The organism is Pseudomonas sp. PICF141, assembly GCF_002286815.1.
Classification (GTDB): domain Bacteria; phylum Pseudomonadota; class Gammaproteobacteria; order Pseudomonadales; family Pseudomonadaceae; genus Aquipseudomonas.
In genome coordinates, this window is sequence record NZ_MUNM01000059.1 from 82,133 (window position 1) to 104,066 (window position 21,934).

The following is a 21,934-nucleotide window of genomic DNA, read 5'->3' on the forward strand; positions in this document are numbered from 1 at the left end:
TATGGTATTGCGTCGACTGGCTCCCACAAAGGTGACCGAGTATGGATGATCACGGACGTAGCCCTTCCTCCAACCAGCCAATCCTTTATGTACTCGATACCAACGTATTGATTCACGATCCAAACGCCCTGCTTAATTTCGAAGAACACCACGTCGCCATCCCGATGACCGTGCTTGAAGAGCTGGACAAGCTCAAGAGCGGGCATCACAGCGTGGCCGCGGAATGCCGCCAGGCGATTCGCCTGATCGACAAAACGTTGGGCGATGCCAGCCCCGAAGACGTCGAACTGGGCGTACCGATCCAGCGCGGCAAGAGTGGGCCCAAGGGTTTGCTGTCAATTCTGATGAGCAAGCGCACTGAGCCGAACATCATTCTGCCCGAGCATCTGAACGACAACATCATCATCAACCAGTTGATCGACCTGCGCGCACGCGATGCAAAATTGCCCGTGGTGCTGGTCACAAAAGACATCAACATGCGCCTCAAGGCCCGGGCTTGCGGGATTGCGGCCGAGGACTACAGCACCGACCAGTTGGTCGACGACGTTTCATTGCTGCCCAACGGTTATCACAACATGACCGGTTCATTCTGGGATCGGGTCAGCAAAGTCGAAACCCGGCAGGATCATGGCCGCACCTGGCACCAGGTGCAGTTGATCGACAACCTGCCTGCGGTACACGTCAACGAGTTCATCATCGACGAACAGGGCTTTGTTGGTTGGATCAAGGAAATCCAGGTCGACAAGTTGCTGATCCTCGATCTGCATCAGGAACCTCTGCTGCATCAGGAAGCCTGGGGCCTGAAACCGCGGGACATCTATCAAAGCCTGGCGTTGTATGCCTTGCTTGATCCGGACATTCACCTGGTCAACCTGTCCGGCGCGGCCGGTTCCGGGAAAACCATCCTGGCCCTGGCGGCGGCCATCGAGCAGACCATGGTCAGCAAACGCTACCGGCGCATCATCGCCACCCGTAGCGTGCAGGGGCTGGACCAGGAAATCGGCTTCCTGCCCGGTACCGAAGCGGAAAAAATGGAGCCTTGGCTCGGCGCCATCACCGACAACCTCGAAGCCTTGCACATGGATGACGAAAGCACCCATGGCAGCGTCGACTACATCCTCAGCAAAGTGCCGTTGCAGTTCAAATCCCTCAACTACATCCGAGGCCGCAGCTTCCAGCAGAGTCTGATCCTGATCGACGAATGCCAGAACCTCACGCCGCACCAGATGAAAACCATCATCACCCGTGCCGGCGCCGGTTCCAAAGTCGTGTGCCTGGGCAACCTGGCGCAGATCGATACCCCTTACCTGTCCGCGACCAGTTCCGGGCTGACGTACTTGACCGAGCGCTTCAAGGACTTTCCTAACGGTGTACACATCACCCTGCAAGGGGTGCCACGCTCGATTCTGGCCGAATACGCCGAATCGCATCTGTAACCCTCACCAGAACCGGGGCGGCCCAAAACCGCCCGGTTTTTTATACCCGACCCATAACCCCTTGTAGGAGCGAGGCTTGCCCGCGAAGACGTCGGCACATCCGACATCAATGTGACTGACACATCGCTTCGCGGGCAAGCCTCGCTCCTACAGGGGCATGTCTATCCGATAATCAAACGTGCGGAAAATTGACCCGCAGGTTTACAATCGATGCTCCTGATCAGGAGTATCCCTGTGCTGACTCATCTCGATTCCCAAGGTCGCGCCCATATGGTCGACGTCACTGAAAAAAATGTGACGTTCCGTGAAGCGACGGCCCAAGCGCTGGTGCGCATGCTGCCCGAAACCCTGCAGTTGATTGTCACGGGCGGCCACCCCAAGGGTGACGTGTTCGCCGTGGCGCGAATCGCCGGCATCCAGGCGGCGAAAAAAACCAGCGATCTGATTCCTTTGTGCCACCCATTGATGCTCACTGGCGTCAAGGTTGAGCTCAGTGCTGAAGGCGACGACACCGTGCGCATTGTGGCGCGCTGCAAGTTGTCCGGGCAGACCGGTGTCGAAATGGAAGCGCTGACCGCCGCCAGCGTCGCGGCGCTGACCATCTATGACATGTGCAAGGCCGTGGATCGCGGCATGACCATCGAAAGCGTGCGGCTGCTGGAGAAACTCGGCGGCAAGAGCGGCCATTTTCGGGCGGATCAGCCATGAACATTACCGTGAAGTTTTTCGCCCGCTACCGTGAAGCGCTCGGTGTGGACTCGGTGAAAGTCGACGGTGATTTCGCCACGGTCGACGATGTGCGCACGCTGCTTGCCCAGCGTGACGGCGCCGAGGTACTGGGCGAGCAAAACCTGATGTGCGCCCGCAACGAAGACCTCTGCCAGCTCGACGAGCCGGTGAGCGATGGCGATGAAGTGGCGTTTTTTCCGACTGTGACCGGGGGCTGAGCCATGGCGATTCGGGTGCAGTCCACACCGTTCGACCCGGGTACTGAAGTCAACGCCATGCACGCTGCCAATGTGGGCGTGGGAGCAGTGGTGAGTTTTGTCGGCTACGTGCGCGACTTCAATGACGGCCTTGATGTCGCCGGGATGTTTCTGGAGCACTACCCGGGCATGACCGAAAAAGCCCTGGGCAAGATTGCCGCGCAGGCCGAGCAGCGCTGGCCACTGTTGAAGCTGGAAGTGTTGCACCGCATCGGCGCGCTTGAGCCGGGCGAGCCGATCGTGTTCGTCGGCGCCGCCAGCGCCCACCGTCAGGCAGCATTCGATGCCTGTGCCTTTGTCATGGATTATCTGAAAACCCGCGCGCCGTTCTGGAAGAAAGAAAACACCCCTGACGGGCCGCGTTGGGTAGAGGGGCGTGACAGCGATCATGCGGCGGCGGATCGCTGGAAGCAGTAAGCACTCGATCAGTGTTCACAGGTCGATTCCTGAAAAACACTTGAAAGTTAATCGGTTCTTAACCGGTTTGTCGCTTATTCCTTGTGGCGAGCGAGCTTGCTCCGGGCGGCTTTGGGCTGCGTAGCGGCCGCAAAAATCCGAGCGCCACGTCTCAAGCCGGAGCAAGCGCCTCGCCACAGGCTTGTCGCCGGCTCAAGACGCTCGTGAACAGCAGCGTGTAGACTGGCGGGCAACCGGTATCAGACCAACAGTGGTCGCGCTTGCCACCAGTCGGCATATCGAAGACAACATCAGTGCGGAACAGCCGCTGCAAGCGCAGCCGCTGACGAGCTGATCTACAGAAACAAAAGGGAAACGCGATGAGCGAGGAAACCATGCGGTTGGGACGTGAACGGCGCTATCTGGTGTTGCTGGGCATCATCTGTCTGGCGCTGATCGGTGGCGCGCTGTACATGCAAGTGGCTTTGGGCGAGGCACCGTGCCCGCTGTGCATCCTGCAACGCTATGCATTGTTGCTGATTGCGCTGTTCGCCTTTATCGGCGCGGCGATGCGCACCCGCCGCAACGTCACGCTGTTCGAAACGTTGGTGGTGATCTGCGCCATTGCGGGCGCGGGGGTGGCCGGGCATCACGTCTATACCCAGTTTTACCCGGCGGTCAGTTGTGGCGTCGATGTGTTGCAGCCGATCGTCGACGGCCTGCCGCTGGCGAAGATCTTTCCACTGGGTTTCCAGGTCGATGGCTTCTGCTCTACGCCTTACCCGCCGATCCTCGGCTTGTCCCTGGCCCAGTGGGCACTGCTGGCTTTCGTGTTGATCGTGGTGTTGGTGCCGCTGCTCACTTTGCGTAATCGCACAGCCCTGCGCTGAGTCGGTACGCCAGACCGTTACAGGCAAAAAAAACGCCCCGGTTCTCGTTGAGAGACCGGGGCGTTTTGCATATTTGCAGGTCAAGTAAAACGCCTTGATGCTCGACAAGAAAGGATGCGACACGTGTGCGACACGTTGTCACAGCTTGAGTGTCGCCAGGCATTTCAAATTGCTGATTGAGGGCATCGCTTCGCAGCAAAAACCTGCTCTTCCAGGCGCTGTCGGTTTCAATGCTCGTCGGTCGAAACAGGCAGTTTTAACGGGGCCTGGAAAATTGCCAAAGCCCTTGTCACATACGGGGTAGAGCAGGGTCGAATGCGAGCGCAGAGCCTTGGAAGCTGTCTGAACTTCGCGTGGTAGACCTACTATTTTTGGTGTTTTTGTTGAGAATGAATTTCGATACCATGGCGCACTTTTGCAGAAGCCGTTAGTGATTGTTGTCGGGACGGATATAAATTATTTCGGGATGAGACATGGTTTATGAATCGCTACATATCTACAATCGCCCGCACTGAATTCCCGGCACTGCTCACCCTTGCTCAGGTGCATGAGCAGAATCAGGGTGTCGAGAGGCCCGATGGCTTCGTGCGACTCCCAGGTGTCGGTGCCTTCCGACTATCCGCACCAAATGGAATTGGTCTGTAACAAGGCCCTTGACCACGAATTCGAATAAGAACTCACCGCAGGCCCGGCAATTGTCGAACCGCGTCTGACGCGCGACGGGCAGGCCCTTATTCAATCCAAGAAAAATGCCAACCCTTGGCAGGGTGAAGTGTTGGCGATCAAAACCCAACTGCATTGCGCAAGCTGCTTTAGAGGTCGTGAGATGAGTAAAAACAGGTACCCCAGACTACTAGGCTTATTGCCGCTGCTCGGCACTCTGTTGCTGGGAGGCTGCAACATGACCTTGCTCGATCCCAAGGGCCAGGTCGGCCTGGATGAGCGAAACCTGATCATCACCGCAACGCTGCTGATGCTGTTGGTCGTCGTGCCGGTCATCGTCATGACCTTCCTGTTCGCCTGGAAATACCGCGCTTCCAACAAGGACGCTGTCTACACGCCGAAATGGTCGCACTCCACCAAGATCGAAGTGGCGGTGTGGACTATTCCGGTACTGATCATCATTGCTCTGGGTTACATCACCTACAAGTCGACCCACGCCCTGGATCCTTACAAACCGCTGGAATCCGACGTCAAGCCAGTCACCATTGAAGTGGTCGCGCTGGACTGGAAGTGGCTGTTCATCTACCCGGAACAAGGTATCGCCACGGTCAACAAGATCGTGTTCCCGGCGCACACGCCGATCAACTTCAAGGTGACTTCGGACGCCGTGATGAACTCGTTCTTCATCCCGGCCCTGGGCGGCCAGATCTACGCGATGGCGGGCATGCAGACCAAACTGCACCTGATCGCCAACCAGAACGCTGAAATGGACGGTATCTCCGCCAACTACAGCGGCGCGGGTTTCACCGGCATGAAATTCAAGGCGATCGCCACTTCTCAGGAAGATTTCGACGCCTGGGTAAGCGAAGTCAAAAAGGCACCTAAACAGCTTGAACAAGCTGAATACGCAGCCCTTGCCAAGCAAAGCCAGAACAACCCAGTCGAGCTCTACTCCTCGGTCACGCCGAACCTGTTCCAGATCATCGTCGACAAGTACGAAGGCATGAAACCGGGTCCGAAGGTCAAGCACGAGAAGAAAGAGAAAGAAGTGGCCCATATGGAAGGGATGGACATGAGCTCGCATTCAGCTGCCGGGGCAGAGGAGTAAACGATGTTTGGTAAATTAAGTTGGGAAGCGGTCCCGTTCCACGAACCGATCGTGATGGTAACCATCGCCATGATCGCGCTCGGTGGTCTGGCGCTGTTCGCTGCAATCACCTACTTCAAGAAGTGGACGTATCTGTGGACCGAGTGGCTGACGTCGGTCGACCACAAGAAAATCGGCGTGATGTACATCATCGTCGCCATGATCATGCTGCTGCGCGGTTTTGCCGACGCCATCATGATGCGTACCCAGTTGGCCATGGCCACCGAGGGTTCGCCTGGCTACCTGCCACCTGAACACTATGACCAGATCTTCACCGCTCACGGTGTGATCATGATCATCTTCATGGCGATGCCATTCTTCACCGGCCTGATGAACCTTGCAGTGCCGCTGCAGATCGGCGCGCGTGACGTTGCCTATCCGTTCCTGAACTCCCTGAGCTTCTGGCTGCTGGTGTCCGGCGTGGTGCTGATCAACCTGTCCCTGGGCGTCGGCGAATTCGCCAAGACCGGCTGGGTTGCCTATCCGCCGCTGTCGGGTCTGCAATACAGCCCGGGCGTGGGGATGGATTACTACATCTGGGCGCTACAGCTATCCGGGCTAGGTACTACGCTGACGGGGGTCAACTTCCTGGCCACCGTGCTGAAAATGCGTACCCCGGGCATGAAGCTGATGGACATGCCGATCTTCACCTGGACCTGCACCTGGGCCAACGTCCTGATCGTGGCTTCGTTCCCGATCCTGACCGCTACCCTGGCACTGCTGACGCTTGACCGTTACATGGATTTCCACATTTTCACCAATGAACTTGGTGGCAATCCGATGATGTACGTCAACCTGTTCTGGGCCTGGGGTCACCCCGAGGTTTACATCCTGATTCTGCCGGCGTTCGGGATCTTCTCCGAAGTCATCTCGACCTTCACCGGCAAGAAACTGTTCGGCCACCATTCGATGATCTACGCCAGTGGCGCGATCTCGATCCTGGGCTTCATGGTCTGGCTGCACCACTTCTTCACCATGGGTTCGGGTGCCAGCGTCAACGCCTTCTTCGGTCTGGCGACGATGCTGATTTCCATCCCGACGGGTGTGAAACTATTCAACTGGTTGTTCACCATCTATCAAGGCCGTCTGCGGTTCACCAGCCAGGTTCTCTGGACCCTGGGCTTTATGGTGACCTTCGCCATCGGCGGCATGACTGGCGTATTGCTGGCCATTCCGGGTGCCGACTTCGTTCTGCACAACAGCCTGTTCGTGATCGCGCACTTCCATAACGTGATCATCGGCGGCGCGGTATTCGGCTACATCGCAGGTTTCGCGTTCTACTTCCCGAAAGCGTTCGGCTTCAAGCTGCACGAAGGCTGGGGCAAGGCAGCATTCTGGTTCTGGATCAGCGGCTTCTTCGTCGCGTTCATGCCGCTCTATGCACTGGGCTTCATGGGCATGACCCGTCGTCTGAACGCCACCACCAACCCTGAATGGGTGCCGTACCTGTACGTTGCCATGTTCGGTGCGCTGATGATCGCCGTCGGTATCGCCTGCCAGTTGATCCAGCTCTACGTCAGTATCCGTGACCGCAAGCTGCCGCAGAACATGTGTGAACATGGCGACCCGTGGAATGCCCATACCCTGGAATGGTCGACTTCCTCGCCACCACCGTTCTACAACTTTGCCGTGCTGCCAAAAGCAGAAACCATCGACCCGTTCACCGAAGCCAAGGAAAACGGCACCGCCTACAAGGCTCCGGCCAGGTACGAGCCGATCCACATGCCAAACAACACCGCCACCGGTGTGGTCATGGGGGCTCTGTTGACCGTGTTCGGTTTCGCGATGATCTGGCACATCTGGTGGTTGGCCATCGCAAGCCTGGTCGGCACTGTCGTGTACTTCGTGATCCACGCTGCACGTGATGATCAAGGCTATATGGTGCCGGTCGACGTAATCGAGCGCATCGAAGCCGAGCAGCACAAGCGTCTGGTAGCGGCCGGGAAAGTTCCAGCCACCGCCACCCGTGTTGAAACCTCGTTGGAACAGGCTTAAACCATGTCGAACTTAGTGACCAATGCTGGACACACCCATGTCGATGGACATGGGCATGATGACCATCACCACGACTCGGGCGAGATGACCGTATTCGGTTTCTGGCTCTACCTGATGACCGACTGCATTCTGTTTGCGTCGATCTTCGCGGTGTACGCGGTACTGGTTAACAACGTAGCGGGTGGCCCGTCGGGCCACGACATCTTCGAGCTGCCATACGTACTGGGCGAAACCGCTCTGCTGCTGTTCAGCTCGATCACCTACGGCTTCGCCATGCTGGCGTTGTTCAAGGGCAAAAAGAACCAGGTACTGGGCTGGCTGGGCATGACCTTCCTGTTCGGTGCCGGCTTTATCGCCATGGAGATCAACGAGTTCCACGTACTGATCGCCGAAGGCTTCGGCCCTAGCCGCAGCGGCTTCCTGTCCGGGTTCTTCACCCTGGTCGGCACCCACGGTCTGCACGTGACCAGCGGTCTGATCTGGATGGCCATCATGATGTATCAGGTGCAGAAAAACGGCCTGACGGCGACCAACAAGACCCGTCTGAGCTGCCTGAGCCTGTTCTGGCACTTCCTGGACGTTGTGTGGATCTGTGTATTCACCGTTGTTTATCTGATGGGGACTATGTAAATGGCTAACGCTCATTCCCACGATGGCCACGAAGCCAACCACGGCAGCGTAAAGTCCTACGCCATCGGCTTCATCCTGTCGGTGATCCTGACCGTCATTCCTTTTGGCCTGGTGATGTACCCATCCCTGCCGAAAGCCATGACCCTGTGGATCGTTCTGGCCTTCGCTGTGATCCAGGTGCTGGTGCACCTGGTTTACTTCCTCCACCTGGACCGCTCCGCCGCCCAGCGTAACAACGTGGTTGCGTTTGTTTTCGCCGCGATCGTAATCGTCCTGTTGGTCGGCCTGTCGCTGTGGATCATGTTCAGCATCCACACCAACATGATGGCGAAGTGAGGTAAGTCCGCATGTCCCTCAAGCACTTTATCCAAATCACCAAACCGGGGATCATTTTCGGTAACGTGCTTTCTGTGGCAGGCGGATTTTTCCTGGCCTCCAAAGGGCATGTCGATCTGGCCATTTTCCTGGCCGCCATGATCGGCACGTCCCTGGTGGTGGCTTCCGGTTGCGTGTTCAACAACTGCATCGACCGCGACATTGACCTTAAGATGGAACGCACCAAGAACCGTGCGCTGGTCCAGGGCCTGATTTCGCTGAAATTGGCCTTGGTGTTCGCAACGGTGCTGGGCGTGGCCGGGGTGGCGCTGCTGTACAAAGTGGCCAACCCGCTGGCCGCATTGTTCGCGGTAATCGGTTTTGTCATCTACGTCGGTTTCTACAGCCTGTACCTCAAGCGTAAGTCGGTTCACGGCACGCTGGTGGGCAGTCTGTCGGGGGCGATGCCGCCGGTGATTGGCTACGTGGCTGTGACTAACAGCTTCGACATGGCCGCACTGACGCTGCTGGTGATGTTCAGCCTGTGGCAGATGCCGCATTCCTACGCCATCGCAATCTTCCGCTTCAACGATTACCTGGCCGCATCGATTCCGGTGCTGCCAGTCAAGCGCGGAATTGAAGTGGCCAAGAAGCATATCCTGCTCTACATCCTGGCGTTCCTCGTGGCGACCTTGATGCTGACCTTCAGCGGCTACGCCGGCATGAGCTACCTCGCCGTCGCCGCGGCCATGGGCATGTACTGGTTGTACATGGCCTGGACCGGTTACAAGGCAGTGGATGACACGGTCTGGGCACGCAAGCTGTTCGTGTTCTCGATCTTCACCATTACCGCGTTGAGCGTAATGATGTCGCTGGACTTCAAAGTGCCGAGTGAGCTGTTGCTGACTTACGCGCCTTAAGCTTCGGATGCTGTAAAAAAAGCCCCGCCCTTCGAGAGAAGGGCGGGGCTTTTTTATTTAGCGTTACTGCGCGGCGATGCTGTAGCCGTCGAACGCAGTTTGCTGCTGCAGTGCGGTGATAATGTTCTTGCGGTTGACCGCTTGTTCCGCCCCGGCATTGTCCAGGAACGTCTCGCTTTCCAGCTCCGCTTCTTCGCCTTCGCCGACGAAAGTGAAACCCAGGAATTCCAGTGCTTCACGGTCAACGTTCAGGCGCGAGCGCGGGGTGCGCAGGGGCAGGGTGACGCTGATGCCGTCCTTGCTGATGGTGAACACTTCAACTAACTTCTTTTTTGGCGCGAGCCGCTTTGCTCTTGCCGCTGCTCGGGTTGCTGATGGCCTGGTGAGTCTGGTTCAGCACTTTCAGCGCCAGGCCATAAACGATTTCCTGAAACGCCGGGTCGTCCTTGAAGCTGGACAGAATGCGGCTGATCGGGAATTTGCTGCTCAGGTCTTCCAGGGCGGCAATGTCGGCCGCTTCGGCGTCTTTCAGTTGCTTGAGTTTGCCCATCAATTCGTAGGCTTTATCGTCGTCGAAGCTGTCGTGAGCCTGGCGAATCGCGGCGCGCAGTTCGCGGATCTGGTCGCTTTCCCGGGTGGATTGAAAAGCATCCAGAACCATCTCGCTGATGGTTTTGGCCTGAGGCACGTGTTGTGAAAGATTGATGGAGTTTTCGTATTCCGCTTTGGACGACAAGGTGACTACGGATTCAGCGGTATTGGAATCGGACATTGAAATTTCACTACTTCTTTTAACTTGGATTGAGGCGAGAAAGCACGAGGCCTTTTCAGGCCGCCTAATCTATTGGACCGGCGCTGCGTTGTCACGGATCAACAGGCGGCTGGTCAGCATTTCTGGCGGGAGGTCTGGACCGAACCATCCACTGTTCCGCCGTTTGCTCATCCACCGGCAAGGAGAAGCGAAAAGTCGCGCCGCGTCCGGGCACATCGATCAGCTCAATCTCGCTTCCATGCAATTGCAGGATCCGGTGCACGATCCGCAGCCCCAGCCCGCCATCGCGCCGTGCGCCGCCGATGTTGAACGGACGCAGGAACAGACCTTCGCGCAGTTCGGGAGCGATTCCCGGGCCGGTGTCGCTGACGGTCACTTCGATAAAAGACCCTTGAGGGCGCAGGCTGAGTTCGATCTCTCCACCTTGAGGCGTATGGCGCAGGGCGTTGTCGAACAGGTTGGTCAGCACCCGCTCGATCAGCCCCAGATCTGCACAAGCCGCCGAGACGTTAGGGGCGAAAGTGGCCTTGAGTTCGATCTGGCGCGCTTGGGCGCTGAGTTCGAATTTCTGGAAGATGTCCTGCACCAGATCGGTCACGGAGAAGCGCTCCAGCACTGGTTGCACGAAACCGTGTTCCAGGCGCACCAGTTCCAGCAGCGATTGCGCCAGGCCGCCGACCTTGCGGCTCTGATCCAGGGCAATCCCCAAATAACGGCGGCGGTCGGCGGGGGACAATGTGGCGTCCTTGAGCGACAGGGTTTCCAGGTAACCGTGCAGCGAGGCCAGCGGTGTGCGCAGGTCGTGGGAAATGTTCGCCACCAGTTCACGACGCTCCTGATCCTGACGGGTCAGCGAGTTCCATTGTTCTCCAAGGCGCGCTTGCATCTGCCGAAAGGCCGCATCGAGGATGGCAATTTCATCCTGGCTGGCGGCTTTTTCTACCGGTTCAGGCTCAGGCTCGGGCGAAGCGGACGGAATGCCGTTGATATCGAGCTGACTGACTTTTTCGGTCAGACGGCGCAATGGCCGGGTGATCAGGGCAAATGCCGTGAGGCCGGCGATCAGGCACAGCAACGCCACCAGCCCGATGGACAACAACGCGGTATTGAGCGCAGCACTGGTGGCGCCACGCTCGGCGAGGCGATCGTGCTCTTCGCTGAGCAACACCACATACAGATAACCGGCCGGTTGACCATTGACCCGCAACGGCGCAGCGCTGAACACCTTGCGACCATCGATGCTGCGCGGGTCGTCGCCGAGAATCGGCAAGGCCTCGCCTTTGAGCAAACGCTGGATCGGCACCAGATCGACCCGTTCCCGGCGTATCCGGCCTTCGGGCGCGGCGCTGCCGACAATTCGGCCCGCGGTGTCGAGCAGATAGACTTCGACACTGGGATTGACCCGCATCAGCTGGCTGAACAATTCACGCACGGCATTGGGCATCGGGCCATTGCGATCCATCAGCACCGTGTCTCGAGCGATGTGTTGCGCCAGATCCCGCGACAACCCCTGCACCACTTCCAGTTCATGCATGTGGTTGGAGCGCACCTGCATCCAGGCCGAAGTGCCGTAGCACAGCAGCAATAGCACGGCGAACACCAGGGACAGGCGTTGGGTCAGGGTCAATTTCATGGCTGATCTGCACTCGTCGCGAATTTGTAACCACGACCCCACACCGTGAGGATGCGCGCCGGTTGCGCCGGATCGACTTCGATCTTGGCCCGCAGGCGGTTGATGTGGGTATTGACCGTGTGCTCGTAGCCTTCATGGCTGTAGCCCCACACCGCGTTGAGCAGGTCCATGCGCGAAAAAACCTTGCCAGGCTGGCGGGCGAAGAAGTACAGCAAGTCGAACTCTCGCGGCGTGAGGTCCAGACGACGACCATCGAGGGAGACTTCACGGGTGATCGGGTCGATGGACAGGCCATCGCTGATCAGGCTGCCAGCGTCCATTTTCAGGTTGCGGGCCATGGCATCGACCCTTCGCAGCAATGCCTTGACCCGCGCCACCAGCTCGAGCATGGAAAAGGGTTTGGCCAGGTAATCGTCGGCACCCAGTTCCAGCCCCAGAATCCGATGGACTTCGCTGGAGCGTGCACTGGTAATGATGATCGGTGTGTAACGGGCCATGGCCCGGGCGCGGCGGCAGATTTCCAGGCCGTCGACGCCGGGCAGCATCAGGTCGAGGATCAGGGCATCCCAGCTTCCTTGCTGCAGCAGGCGCATGCCTTCATCGCCGTCGGCGCAGTGCACCACCTCGAACTGCTCATCACGAAGATGCAGGCAGATAAGGTCGGCGATGTGCAGGTCGTCCTCAACCACCAGAACGCGTTTGGTCGGTTCCATGGAGCTCAATCCCTTGTGACGCAATGAACCCATTGTGCGGCTTTTCGTGAGGCTCGGTTATCACGAATTGTTTAACTTCTCGTGAGGATTTGGCGATCAACTCAAGCCTAGGCTGTGTTCCATGCAAGGCACCTGAAATTTTGGAGAAGGCCCATGTTTTCACGGCGACAGTTTCTTGTAGCAAGCGGCGGGCTGGGGGCTACAGCCTTGGTGATGGGTGTATTGCCAAAATTTTCCGCAAGCGTTGCGTTGGTCGACGAGGCCCGCGCGCTGGAGGTTTTCGAGGTGACTCACAGCGACAGCGAATGGCGCGCCCTGCTCAGCGCCGAGCAGTACGTGATCTTGCGTGAGGAGGGCACCGAACGGGCCTACAGCAGCCCGCTGAACAACGAGCACCGCAAAGGCATTTTTGCCTGCGCCGGTTGTGATCTGCCGTTGTTTTCCTCCGACACAAAATTCGACAGCCGCACCGGATGGCCGAGCTTCTGGGCGCCACTGGACAACGCGGTTGCCACCCGTCAGGACCGCTCCTTCGGCATGCTGCGCGAAGAGGTGCATTGCCGTCGTTGCGGCGGTCACTTGGGTCATGTTTTCCAGGACGGGCCAAAGCCCACCGGCTTGCGCTACTGCATGAACGGCCTGGCGCTGACTTTCAAGCCTCAGGCCTAATCCATGGGCACTTTCTTTCACTCACTTCATACGGGTCGACGTTATGTGGCTGCTGGTTCTCGCTTATCTCGGTGGTGTACTGACGATCATCAGCCCGTGCATTCTGCCGGTATTGCCTTTTGTTTTCGCTCGAACCGGGCAGCCGTTTATGAAAAGTGGCTTGCCGCTGCTGGCGGGGATGGCGCTGACCTTCGCGCTCGTCGCCTCGTTGGCGGCGGTGGGCGGCGGTTGGGTGGTGCAAGTCAATCAGTACGGTCGCTGGCTCGCGTTGCTGTTCGTTGCACTGTTCGGGTTGACGCTGTTGCTGCCCCGGTTGGCCGAGCGCCTGACGCGTCCACTGGTTGCAGCCGGTGGTCGGCTGTCGCAAGTCGCGGCTGCCGATACCCGGCCGCGTCCCGGCGCTTCGTTGTTGATCGGTGTCGCCACGGGCCTGCTCTGGGCTCCCTGCGCCGGGCCGATTCTGGGCCTGTTGTTGACTGGCGCGGCGCTGCAAGGGGCAAACGTCGCCACCACCTTGTTGCTACTGGCTTACGCGGCCGGCGCCGCCACCTCCCTTGCCGGGGCTCTGTTGCTGGGCGGTAAAGTCTTCGCTGCGATGAAGCGCTCGATAGGCGCAGGCGAGTGGCTGCGTCGAGGCTTGGGGGGCGCGATGCTGGTGGGTGTGGTGGCGATTGCCCTGGGGCTGGATACCGGAATTCTGGCGCGGGTCTCGACAGCCTCCACCGGCGATATCGAACAGGCGCTGGTCAACCGATTGGCCGTTAAGTCGCCCAGCGACGGTGGGGCAATGATGTCGCAGATTCCACGGGGCGGCGAACAACCCGTCGGCAGTATGAAAATGAGCGCCAGGGTTCCGGGCGAACTGCCGATCGAAGGCAGCCTTCCATCGCTGGACGGTGCGGTGCAATGGCTCAATTCACCCCCGCTCACCGCCCAGGCCTTGAAAGGCAAGGTTGTGTTGGTGGATTTCTGGACTTACTCCTGCATCAACTGCTTGCGCACTCTGCCGTATGTGAAGGCCTGGGCCGAGAAGTATCGTGATCAGGGCTTGGTGGTGATCGGCGTCCATACGCCTGAGTTTGCCTTCGAACGTGATGTCGGCAACGTCACCAAAGCCATGAAAGACCTGGGTGTCACTTATCCGGTGGCAATCGATAACGACTACAAGGTCTGGCGTGCCTTCAACAACCAATATTGGCCGACCCACTATTTTGCCGATGCAAAGGGGCGCATTCGTTATCACCATTTTGGCGAGGGTAAATACGCCGAATCGGAGCGAGTGATTCAGCAACTGCTGCGTGAGGCGGGTGCCGAGACGGTCGCGGATGGGCTGATCAATGCCCGTGCCGAGGGCGTTCATCTGGCTCCAGACATGAATGAAGTGCAATCGCCGGAAACCTACGTCGGCTACCGACGGGCAGAGCATTTCGTTGCTCAAACCGATCTGGCGCCAGACAAGGTGACGGCTTATAGCCCGCCGTCAAAATTGGCCCTCAATCACTGGAGCCTGGAGGGCCAATGGACGGTCGGTCCGGAGCGGGCCGTTTCGAACGCACCGGCCGGTCGAATCGTCTACCGCTTCCACGCTCGCGATTTGCATCTGGTATTGGGGCCCGGCGCTGATGGCAAACCGGTGCGTTTCAAAGTGTTGATTGACGGCAAGGCCCCAGGTAATGCCCGCGGTGTCGACGTGGCGCCTGATGGCAGCGGCAGCGTCACCGAGCAGCGGTTGTATCAACTGGTACGCCAGACCGCAGGCGTAAAAGACCGGACATTCAGTATCGAATTTCTCGATCCCGGTGTGTCGGCGTATGCATTTACCTTTGGTTGATAGCCGTTTGGTTGAAAGCCCCATTCATTGAGGAGACAGCCCATGAAAACCTCATTCAACTGGCGTCGCACCTTGCTGGGATTGGCCGCCGCCAGTGTTATCGGTCCGTGCGCCGCGTTCTCTTTTGGAGGCGCCGAAGAGGCGGTCATCATTGCGCCACCAACGCTCGATGAGAACACTCAAGCACGCAGTGAAACGGCAATTTTTGCCGGCGGTTGCTTCTGGGGCGTCCAAGGGGTATTTCAACACGTCAAAGGGGTGAAGAATGCCGTCTCCGGTTACGCGGGTGGCACAGCCGATACTGCTCAATACGAGCGGGTCAGCAATGGCGATACCGGTCATGCGGAGGCCGTCGAAGTCACCTACGACCCGGCCCAAGTCAGTTATGGCAGCCTGTTGCAGATCTATTTCTCGGTGGCCCATAACCCCACCGAACTCAACCGCCAGGGGCCGGATCGCGGCACTCAGTATCGGTCGGCGCTATTCCCCAAAAGCGCCGAACAACAACGCATCGCCCAGGCTTACATCGCCCAGCTGGACGCTGCCCGTTCGTTTAAAAAACCCATCGTCACCAAACTGGAAAACTACAACGGCTTCTACCCGGCCGAGGAAGAACATCAGGACTTCCTGACCGAACATCCGACATATCCCTACATCGTGATCAATGACCTGCCGAAAGTGGCGCAGTTGAAGAAGTTGTATCCGGATCGGTATCAGGAGAAACCGGTGTTGGTGAAGGAGGGCATGTAGACACTCATCCCGAAATCACATTCTTGCCCGCAATCTTCGACCGATACAGCGCCTGATCGGCCCTGGCCAGCAATCCGGTCTGTTGCTCATCTTCAAAACGTTGCACCACGCCAAAACTCATGGTCACTTGAAAGTCCCCGACCGGCAACAGGCTCGACAGCCCATGGCGGATTCTTCCGGCGAGTGATCTGGCGTCGGCCAACAAGGTGTTGGGCAGGATCATGATGAACTCGTCACCGCCCCAGCGCGCCAGCAAATCACCTTCACGCACGCAGCGCTTCACGCGCTCGATTACCTGTACCAACGCCGCATCACCCAAGGCATGGCCGTAATGATCGTTGATGTTTTTGAAGTCATCGATGTCCATGGCGATCAGCGACAGTGGCTGGCGGAAGCGTTGGGCGCGATCGCATTCCAGGGGCAAGGCTTTTTCCAGGCGATAGCGATTGGCGATGGAGGTCAGTACATCGGTTTCGGCCAGTTTGCGGTTTTCTTCGAGTTGGAGTTGCAACTCCTTATTGACCCGAGACAACTCGCGGGTGCGTTCTTCGATAATGGCTTCGAGGGATTGATTGCGCCGTTCCATTGCTTCGAACAGGCGTTTCTTGGCTTCGATACTGCGGTGCGCACCGACCATTCGCGCTACCGAACCGTCGGCATTACGTGCCAGCACATAGCCGCGATCCTCGATCCAGGTGTAAGTGCCATCCTGCTTGCGGCAACGATATTCGGCCTGGTAGCCGGTTGCGCGCTGATTCAGGTAGTCATCAAACAGTGCCATGACCTGTGGATAATCGTCGGGATGGATCACGTTTTCCCAGGTCAGCACATTGTTGTCCAGAGAATGGGGCGTATAGCCGAGCATCTCGTACCACCCGGGGTTGCGGTAGACGAAACCGGTGTTGGCGTTCCAGTCCCAGATGCCATCGCTGACCAGTTCCAGGATGGTGTGCAGCATGTCCTCGTTAAAATCTGACAGATTGAACTTCAATGGCTCGATATTCGATGCCTCACCCATCATCGGTCTCCCTGCCGAACTGATATCAACGTGACTCGCCAGTCGAGGAGATTAGTTCATGGGGTATTGCCCCTGCTAGAGGGGTTCTCAATTACTTTCCTTAGCGCTGCAGGGAATTAATTGAGAGCGCCACTTACGGCTTGCCCCACCTCTGCAGCGCAAAGTCGACGAAGCTGCGCAGTTTTGGCAAACGGTAGCGGTCCTGGGCGTAGACCAGATTCATCGGCCGACTCGGCAATTGGTAGTCCTGCATCAAGGCCACCAGTTTTCCATCCTGAAGGTCCTGCTCTACCAAGGCATCGGGCACCATTACGATGCCCATTCCGGTGCGCGCCGCTTGATGCAGCCCCGCCGAACTGTTGATCAGCATTGGGCCGCTGACCGCTACCATGACTTCGCCTTCAGGTCCTCTCAGGCGCCATTGTTTGGCTACCGAATGCCAGTCATCTCCGGCCGGGTAAGCGAAGGCAAGACAGTCATGGTGTTGCAGATCGGCAGGCTTTTCTGGCGTGCCGCGACGCGCCAGATAGTCCTTCGATGCACACAAGGTCATCGTGTAGTCAATGAGCGGGCGGGCGATCATGTTGGACATCTCGGTAGTGCCCAAGCGAATCGCCACGTCGAAACCGTTGTCGAGCAGATCCAGGCGCTGGTTGGTCAATACGACGTCGAGTTTGACCTGCGGACAGCGCAAGGTGAATTCGCTCAGGGCTGGCGCCAGCCGTTCGGTGCCGAAGGTCAGCGGTGCGGTGATGCGCAGGGTGCCGCTCGGCTCGTCGAGGGTCTGTTCGGCCAGCCGTTCGGAATCGGCCACCAGCCCCAATACCTCAAGGCAACGTTGATAGTACGCGGTGCCGAATTCCGTCAGCCGCTGGCGTCGTGTCGTACGGTTGAGCAGGCGCACCCCCAAACGTTGTTCCAGGGCCCGAAGATGATTGCCGACCATGGTCGTGGACATTTCGCACTCCAAAGCGGCGGCGGTCATGCTGCCGGCTTCCACCACTCTTACGTATACGGTCATTGCGTGGAATAAATCCATTATCAAGCCCAGCTTTAAAATGATTGAAGTTTTGCAGTGTTTATCCAGCTCTGGTGGCTAACCATACTGCAAAAACACCCACAAAAACGGAGTTTGATGTCATGACCGCCGCCTGCCTGATGAGCACTTATCAACCCTTGGCCCTGAGTTTCAGCAAAGGCATGGGCACGCGTTTGTGGGACCAGGCCGGTCGCGAATATCTGGACGCGGTAGCGGGCGTAGCGGTGACCAACGTCGGCCATTCCCATCCGCGAATCGTGGCAGCTATCAGTGAACAGGCCGGGCTGTTGTTGCACACCTCCAACCTGTACAGCATCGATTGGCAGCAGCGGCTGGCGCAGAAACTGGTTCGGCTGTCGGGCATGGAGCGGGCGTTCTTCAACAACTCTGGCGCCGAAGCCAACGAAACCGCACTGAAACTCGCGCGGCTTTACGGCTGGCACAAAGGCATCGAGCAGCCGCTGGTGGTGGTCATGGAAAACGCCTTTCACGGTCGTACGCTTGGGACCCTGTCCGCCAGTGACGGCCCGGCGGTGCGCCTGGGGTTTAACCAATTGCCGGGGGATTTCATCAAAGTGCCATTCGGCGACCTCGCTGCGCTGGAGGCGGTGCAACACGCCCACGGTCCACGCATCGTGGCGATCCTGATGGAGCCGGTTCAGGGCGAAAGCGGTGTGCAAATGGCGCCGCCCGGTTATCTCAAAGCAGTGCGCAAACTGTGCAACCGGCGCGCCTGGCTGCTGATGCTCGACGAAATCCAGACCGGCATCGGCCGCACCGGTCAATGGTTTGCGTTCCAGCACGAAGGTATTATTCCGGACGTCATGACCCTGGCCAAAGGCTTGGGCAACGGCATCCCCATCGGTGCCTGCCTGGCCCGGGGCAAAGCCGCCGATCTGTTCACCCCTGGCAGCCACGGCAGCACGTTCGGCGGCAATCCATTGGCGTGCCGAGTGGGGTGCACCGTTCTGGAGATCATTGAGGAGCAAGGGCTGCTGGAAAACGCCAGGCTTCAGGGCGAACGCCTGCTGGCCAGATTGCGTATCGAACTGGCCGATGTCCCTAACGTTCTGGCGATTCGCGGCCAGGGTTTGATGATCGGTATTGAACTCAAACAACCGATTCGCGACCTGACCCTGATTGCAGCCCGCGATCATGGCTTGCTGATCAACGTGACGCGGGGCAAGACCATTCGCCTGCTGCCACCGCTGACGATTGATGAGCGGGAAGTGGAAATGATTGTCAGGGGTATTGGTCGAGCGCTGAGCGCAGCCTGACTTCTATTGAATGGATGCATTCCCCTGCAGGAGCTGTGTCTGTGTCTGTGTCTGTGTCTGTGGAATCAGGAACGATCAGTCGATTTGTTGCATCGTACGAACGAAAGCGGTGACTTCATCTCGATTCATCAGTTGAAGTTTCGAGCCGCTAAACCCTTCGAACAAACGCTGATGCGCGGCAAATCCACTGGAATCGTCGCGCGTACGGTAGCTATCTGCCCAGTCCTGTAACGCCATCAGCAAGTCATCGTTATCATCGCGCTCTGTTTCACGCTGGCGAATATGACTGACGCAGACTTCGTCCTCCAGGCACAGCCAGATGAGTGACGTCGCCTGTTCCACCAGTTCAATGACTATCCACCCATACACACCCTCGATAACCCAGTGCTCTTCATTCGCTGCCACCCGCGCCATGCCCAATGCCTCGGCGCGGGGACGAGCGATGCTGTGTTCATCAGATATCCAGTGAATCAGGTCGAGATCGATCCAGGGCACTTGCAAATGCTCGGCCAGTCTTTTGGCCAGCCAACTCTTGCCCGAGCCGGAATTTCCAATGATCAGGGTTCGGGTGAGGTTCATGCTGTGCAGGTAATTGCTCATGGCAACTCGACCAAAGTCATTCAACCGCTTCGGAAATTTCAGGCGCCACCATTCGCGTCTTCGGCGAACCATCCGCGTTGTGCTGATAAATATCCAGTGGCTGGCCCTTTTCATTAAAGAACACCTGGCCAATCCCCGCCGAGTTCCATAACCGCTCGCCCGCCTCGGCATGCTCCGGAACGTGCGGAACAATGCGCATCCGCCGACGCTTGGTCAGCCAGTTCAGTGGTGAGCGGGGCGAGTAGAGCCAGCGGTTGAGGCGGTCGAACCATTCGAGCAGCGCTGGCGGAAACTCGTTTTTGATCCCGCTGCTGGTGATCTGCCAGATTCGGGGGCCCGCCTTGCGATGTCGGATCAATACTTCGTAGACGAAGGAATAATGCACATCACCGGACAGCACCACGTAATTACCGGGAGTGCGGGAGTGTCGGAAAATGTTCAGAATGACCTGGGCGGCGCCGCGATGGGCCATCCAGTTCTCGGCATCTACCAGTAACGGATAGCCGCACCAGCTAAACACCCGTTGCACGGTTTCTATCAATTTGACGCCGAAAATCGGCGCCGGCGAAACGATGATCGCCGAGGGATGATCGAGCAACTCCTGCTGCAGCTCGCTGAGCGCTTCCCAATCCAGCAGACCGGATGGTTGCCTGAGCGTCATTTCGCTGCGCCAGCGCCGAGTGCGAGTGTCAAGCACCACCAGCGCCGGGCGAGTGGGCAGCACGTAATGCCACTTCTGAAAGCTCAACAGCTCATCGATCAAGCTATCCTGGATGTCGCTGTCCAGGTAACGGTCTTGCCCAGAGGCGCTCAACAGTCGGGTTCTTTCCAGCATGCCGCCAAACGCATCCGGATTGTTGCCCCAGCCTTGGCACAGCATATAAGCGAGCAGCGCGTTGCCGATGATGCGCTTGGAGAACGGATGGCCGTAGGCCGTTTCCTCCCATTGCGCGGAAAGATTCCAGTCATCGGTAATGTCATGGTCATCGAAAATCATCAGGCACGGCAGGTGCGCCATCGCCCGCCCAACACCACCCAGACCTTTCTTGAACTCCTCGATGCGCGTCTGCTCCAGGGCATAACGCTTGCGTCGTTCGGGCGTGAGAGCCGGTGGTTGTGGCGCGATCAGAGTCCAGGACGTTGGCGACCATACTAATAAATACATGGCCATGACCTCGGCGAAGGTCACCAAATGGTTGTCGGCGCTGCTACTGGTGAAGATCGGCTTACGCGCTCCACCGAAAAATCGTTCGCGCAGGGTTTCGTTGCTCTCAAGCGCCGGTAACAAATCCGCACGGTGGTAATAACTGGCTGGGTGCTCGTAGAGTTTCGCGCTATCGCTGACCACCGCCCCGTCGAGGCGTTCATCGAACAGCCCTAGACGCTCGATCAAGGCATGGATCGCCCGCAACATCGGCCCCGCGACATCATCCGCATACACTTGATCGCCACTCATCATTAACAGCGTGGGGCGCTTGCAAGCCTCCGGCTCAGACTCCAGCAATCGATCGACGCACAGCAAGCCATCAGCCGCCGGATGGTGAGGTTTACGGCAGGAGCCATGCAGTAATTGATCGATCCGCGAGCGCAACACGAAATTCGGGCAATGCGCCTCGCCATACAGCAGATGAGGCGCCCATTCGAGAATGCCCGAATGAATGCCATTCCTGTCGGTGATTAGCAGGTCGTACTCGATCAGCACATCGCAGGGCAGGGCGGCATCCAGTGGCACATCTATCAAATGAATAAAGGCGTGAGTACCGACCGGGATGATTGTGCATTGCCCCGCATCGAGACGGATGTCGACGCCCTGCAGACGCAGCGTCAACGTCAGCGCACGCGATCCTACCAACCACAGTACCAGCCTCGTGGGTTCCAGGCGCCGTAATAGGGGGCCGACGAGGACTGGTGGCAATAGGGAATGATCGGCAGGCAATGGCAAAGATACGGACATCCGGGTTCAAGACTCTTGGTGCAGAGAGGCGGGCGATGATAGCGCAGCTAGGGGTGAGGATTGAGCCTTGTCCATCACAGGGGTGTCGATGAATAAAGCAGGCTGCTTATAGAAGCAGAAATCAGCGCTCGCCTTGAAGTGCTTTGCTAAGAGTAAAAATAATCGCAGCAGGTGGTTGACCATGAAATTAAATGCTGTACTATTCGCCTCCCGCTAACGAGAGATCGGAAGCGCAAGTGGTTGAAGTTGTTGAAGATTCCCAAGCGAAACTTTGAAAACTTCTGAAAATAACCGCTTGAC

At 58.0% G+C, this 21,934-nt stretch carries 20 protein-coding genes and 1 pseudogene; 14 read left to right on the forward strand and 7 right to left on the reverse strand.

Features of this window, described 5'->3' with window-relative positions; genetic code table 11:
- The first annotated feature begins 41 nt into the window (after positions 1-41).
- The 10 genes from BZL43_RS16925 to cyoE all read left to right on the forward strand — a co-directional run bounded on the left by BZL43_RS16925 (position 42) and on the right by cyoE (position 9,378).
- The gene (locus BZL43_RS16925) at positions 42-1,436 is read left to right on the forward strand and encodes a PhoH family protein (RefSeq protein ID WP_095633365.1); all 1,395 of its coding nucleotides are present in this window, start codon (positions 42-44) and stop codon (positions 1,434-1,436) included.
- A gap of 234 nt (positions 1,437-1,670) precedes the next feature.
- Positions 1,671-2,144, forward strand: a complete 474-nt coding sequence (moaC, locus tag BZL43_RS16930) for a cyclic pyranopterin monophosphate synthase MoaC (protein WP_095633366.1) — start codon at positions 1,671-1,673, stop codon at positions 2,142-2,144.
- Positions 2,141-2,383 (forward strand): molybdopterin converting factor subunit 1, encoded by a 243-nt coding sequence (gene moaD / locus BZL43_RS16935; protein ID WP_095633367.1) that lies wholly within the window; start codon positions 2,141-2,143, stop codon positions 2,381-2,383. The genes moaC and moaD overlap by 4 nt, the downstream gene beginning before the upstream one ends.
- Before the next feature lie 3 nt (positions 2,384-2,386).
- The gene (moaE, locus tag BZL43_RS16940) at positions 2,387-2,839 is read left to right on the forward strand and encodes a molybdopterin synthase catalytic subunit MoaE (RefSeq protein WP_095633368.1); all 453 of its coding nucleotides are present in this window, start codon (positions 2,387-2,389) and stop codon (positions 2,837-2,839) included.
- A gap of 359 nt (positions 2,840-3,198) precedes the next feature.
- A complete protein-coding gene (locus BZL43_RS16945; RefSeq protein WP_095633369.1) occupies positions 3,199-3,708 on the forward strand; it encodes a disulfide bond formation protein B in 510 nt (169 codons plus the stop codon).
- Positions 3,709-4,534: 826 nt separating this feature from the next.
- Complete coding sequence (cyoA, locus tag BZL43_RS16955) at positions 4,535-5,479, forward strand: ubiquinol oxidase subunit II (protein ID WP_095633371.1); 945 nt, start codon at positions 4,535-4,537, stop codon at positions 5,477-5,479.
- A 3-nt stretch (positions 5,480-5,482) separates the two neighbouring features.
- The gene (gene cyoB, locus BZL43_RS16960; protein WP_095633372.1) at positions 5,483-7,513 is read left to right on the forward strand and encodes a cytochrome o ubiquinol oxidase subunit I; all 2,031 of its coding nucleotides are present in this window, start codon (positions 5,483-5,485) and stop codon (positions 7,511-7,513) included.
- A gap of 3 nt (positions 7,514-7,516) precedes the next feature.
- A complete protein-coding gene (locus tag BZL43_RS16965) occupies positions 7,517-8,143 on the forward strand; it encodes a cytochrome o ubiquinol oxidase subunit III (RefSeq protein WP_095633373.1) in 627 nt (208 codons plus the stop codon).
- A complete protein-coding gene (gene cyoD, locus BZL43_RS16970) occupies positions 8,144-8,479 on the forward strand; it encodes a cytochrome o ubiquinol oxidase subunit IV (RefSeq protein ID WP_095633374.1) in 336 nt (111 codons plus the stop codon).
- Positions 8,480-8,490: 11 nt separating this feature from the next.
- Entirely contained in the window at positions 8,491-9,378 is an 888-nt protein-coding gene (cyoE, locus tag BZL43_RS16975; protein WP_095633375.1) for a heme o synthase, read from the forward strand.
- 63 nt (positions 9,379-9,441) lie between these two features.
- Here cyoE and BZL43_RS16980 read toward each other — a convergent pair.
- The 3 genes and pseudogenes from BZL43_RS16980 to BZL43_RS16990 all read right to left on the reverse strand — a co-directional run bounded on the left by BZL43_RS16980 (position 9,442) and on the right by BZL43_RS16990 (position 12,496).
- A pseudogene (locus BZL43_RS16980) lies at positions 9,442-10,150 on the reverse strand (hypothetical protein).
- Between the two features lie 91 nt (positions 10,151-10,241).
- Positions 10,242-11,783 carry a HAMP domain-containing sensor histidine kinase gene (locus tag BZL43_RS16985; RefSeq protein ID WP_095633376.1) on the reverse strand — a complete coding sequence of 514 codons (1,542 nt, stop codon included), beginning with the start codon at positions 11,781-11,783 and terminating at the stop codon, positions 10,242-10,244.
- Complete coding sequence (locus BZL43_RS16990; protein ID WP_095633377.1) at positions 11,780-12,496, reverse strand: response regulator transcription factor; 717 nt, start codon at positions 12,494-12,496, stop codon at positions 11,780-11,782. Before BZL43_RS16990 ends, BZL43_RS16985 begins: the two co-directional genes overlap by 4 nt.
- A 153-nt stretch (positions 12,497-12,649) precedes the next feature.
- On the opposite strand from BZL43_RS16990, the gene msrB reads away from it, so the two are divergent.
- The 3 genes from msrB to msrA are packed head-to-tail and all read left to right on the forward strand — an operon-like array spanning position 12,650 to position 15,746.
- Positions 12,650-13,165: a peptide-methionine (R)-S-oxide reductase MsrB gene (gene msrB, locus BZL43_RS16995; protein ID WP_095633378.1), complete on the forward strand. Its 516-nt coding sequence runs from the start codon at positions 12,650-12,652 to the stop codon at positions 13,163-13,165.
- A gap of 43 nt (positions 13,166-13,208) precedes the next feature.
- Positions 13,209-14,996 (forward strand): cytochrome c biogenesis protein DipZ, encoded by a 1,788-nt coding sequence (locus tag BZL43_RS17000; RefSeq protein ID WP_095633379.1) that lies wholly within the window; start codon positions 13,209-13,211, stop codon positions 14,994-14,996.
- A gap of 42 nt (positions 14,997-15,038) precedes the next feature.
- Positions 15,039-15,746 carry a peptide-methionine (S)-S-oxide reductase MsrA gene (gene msrA / locus BZL43_RS17005; protein ID WP_095633380.1) on the forward strand — a complete coding sequence of 236 codons (708 nt, stop codon included), beginning with the start codon at positions 15,039-15,041 and terminating at the stop codon, positions 15,744-15,746.
- A gap of 4 nt (positions 15,747-15,750) precedes the next feature.
- Here the strand turns inward: msrA and BZL43_RS17010 are convergent, their stop codons facing one another.
- Entirely contained in the window at positions 15,751-16,764 is a 1,014-nt protein-coding gene (locus BZL43_RS17010) for a sensor domain-containing diguanylate cyclase (RefSeq protein ID WP_095633381.1), read from the reverse strand.
- A gap of 133 nt (positions 16,765-16,897) precedes the next feature.
- Positions 16,898-17,803: a LysR family transcriptional regulator gene (locus tag BZL43_RS17015; protein ID WP_095633382.1), complete on the reverse strand. Its 906-nt coding sequence runs from the start codon at positions 17,801-17,803 to the stop codon at positions 16,898-16,900.
- Between the two features lie 101 nt (positions 17,804-17,904).
- On the opposite strand from BZL43_RS17015, the gene BZL43_RS17020 reads away from it, so the two are divergent.
- Positions 17,905-19,080: an aspartate aminotransferase family protein gene (locus tag BZL43_RS17020; protein ID WP_095633383.1), complete on the forward strand. Its 1,176-nt coding sequence runs from the start codon at positions 17,905-17,907 to the stop codon at positions 19,078-19,080.
- A 75-nt stretch (positions 19,081-19,155) separates the two neighbouring features.
- Here the strand turns inward: BZL43_RS17020 and BZL43_RS17025 are convergent, their stop codons facing one another.
- Positions 19,156-19,680 (reverse strand): adenylate kinase, encoded by a 525-nt coding sequence (locus tag BZL43_RS17025; protein ID WP_095633384.1) that lies wholly within the window; start codon positions 19,678-19,680, stop codon positions 19,156-19,158.
- Positions 19,681-19,696: 16 nt separating this feature from the next.
- Positions 19,697-21,634, reverse strand: a complete 1,938-nt coding sequence (locus BZL43_RS17030) for an alkaline phosphatase D family protein (protein ID WP_095633385.1) — start codon at positions 21,632-21,634, stop codon at positions 19,697-19,699.
- Positions 21,635-21,934 lie beyond the last annotated feature (300 nt).

What these genes read in the sequence shown, in the direction of transcription:
- BZL43_RS17030 (WP_095633385.1), bottom strand. Translation starts at nt 21,634, where the DNA reads ATGTCCGTATCTTTGCCATTGCCTGCCGATCATTCCCTATTGCCACCA.
- cyoA (WP_095633371.1), top strand. Translation starts at nt 4,535, where the DNA reads ATGAGTAAAAACAGGTACCCCAGACTACTAGGCTTATTGCCGCTGCTC.
- BZL43_RS17010 (WP_095633381.1), bottom strand. Translation starts at nt 16,764, where the DNA reads ATGGGTGAGGCATCGAATATCGAGCCATTGAAGTTCAATCTGTCAGAT.
- BZL43_RS16925 (WP_095633365.1), top strand. Translation starts at nt 42, where the DNA reads ATGGATGATCACGGACGTAGCCCTTCCTCCAACCAGCCAATCCTTTAT.
- cyoB (WP_095633372.1), top strand. Translation starts at nt 5,483, where the DNA reads ATGTTTGGTAAATTAAGTTGGGAAGCGGTCCCGTTCCACGAACCGATC.
- cyoE (WP_095633375.1), top strand. Translation starts at nt 8,491, where the DNA reads ATGTCCCTCAAGCACTTTATCCAAATCACCAAACCGGGGATCATTTTC.
- msrB (WP_095633378.1), top strand. Translation starts at nt 12,650, where the DNA reads ATGTTTTCACGGCGACAGTTTCTTGTAGCAAGCGGCGGGCTGGGGGCT.
- BZL43_RS17025 (WP_095633384.1), bottom strand. Translation starts at nt 19,680, where the DNA reads ATGAGCAATTACCTGCACAGCATGAACCTCACCCGAACCCTGATCATT.
- BZL43_RS16985 (WP_095633376.1), bottom strand. Translation starts at nt 11,783, where the DNA reads ATGAAATTGACCCTGACCCAACGCCTGTCCCTGGTGTTCGCCGTGCTA.
- BZL43_RS16965 (WP_095633373.1), top strand. Translation starts at nt 7,517, where the DNA reads ATGTCGAACTTAGTGACCAATGCTGGACACACCCATGTCGATGGACAT.
- BZL43_RS17020 (WP_095633383.1), top strand. Translation starts at nt 17,905, where the DNA reads ATGACCGCCGCCTGCCTGATGAGCACTTATCAACCCTTGGCCCTGAGT.
- BZL43_RS16945 (WP_095633369.1), top strand. Translation starts at nt 3,199, where the DNA reads ATGAGCGAGGAAACCATGCGGTTGGGACGTGAACGGCGCTATCTGGTG.
- msrA (WP_095633380.1), top strand. Translation starts at nt 15,039, where the DNA reads ATGAAAACCTCATTCAACTGGCGTCGCACCTTGCTGGGATTGGCCGCC.
- moaD (WP_095633367.1), top strand. Translation starts at nt 2,141, where the DNA reads ATGAACATTACCGTGAAGTTTTTCGCCCGCTACCGTGAAGCGCTCGGT.
- BZL43_RS16990 (WP_095633377.1), bottom strand. Translation starts at nt 12,496, where the DNA reads ATGGAACCGACCAAACGCGTTCTGGTGGTTGAGGACGACCTGCACATC.
- BZL43_RS17015 (WP_095633382.1), bottom strand. Translation starts at nt 17,803, where the DNA reads ATGGATTTATTCCACGCAATGACCGTATACGTAAGAGTGGTGGAAGCC.
- moaE (WP_095633368.1), top strand. Translation starts at nt 2,387, where the DNA reads ATGGCGATTCGGGTGCAGTCCACACCGTTCGACCCGGGTACTGAAGTC.
- cyoD (WP_095633374.1), top strand. Translation starts at nt 8,144, where the DNA reads ATGGCTAACGCTCATTCCCACGATGGCCACGAAGCCAACCACGGCAGC.
- BZL43_RS17000 (WP_095633379.1), top strand. Translation starts at nt 13,209, where the DNA reads ATGTGGCTGCTGGTTCTCGCTTATCTCGGTGGTGTACTGACGATCATC.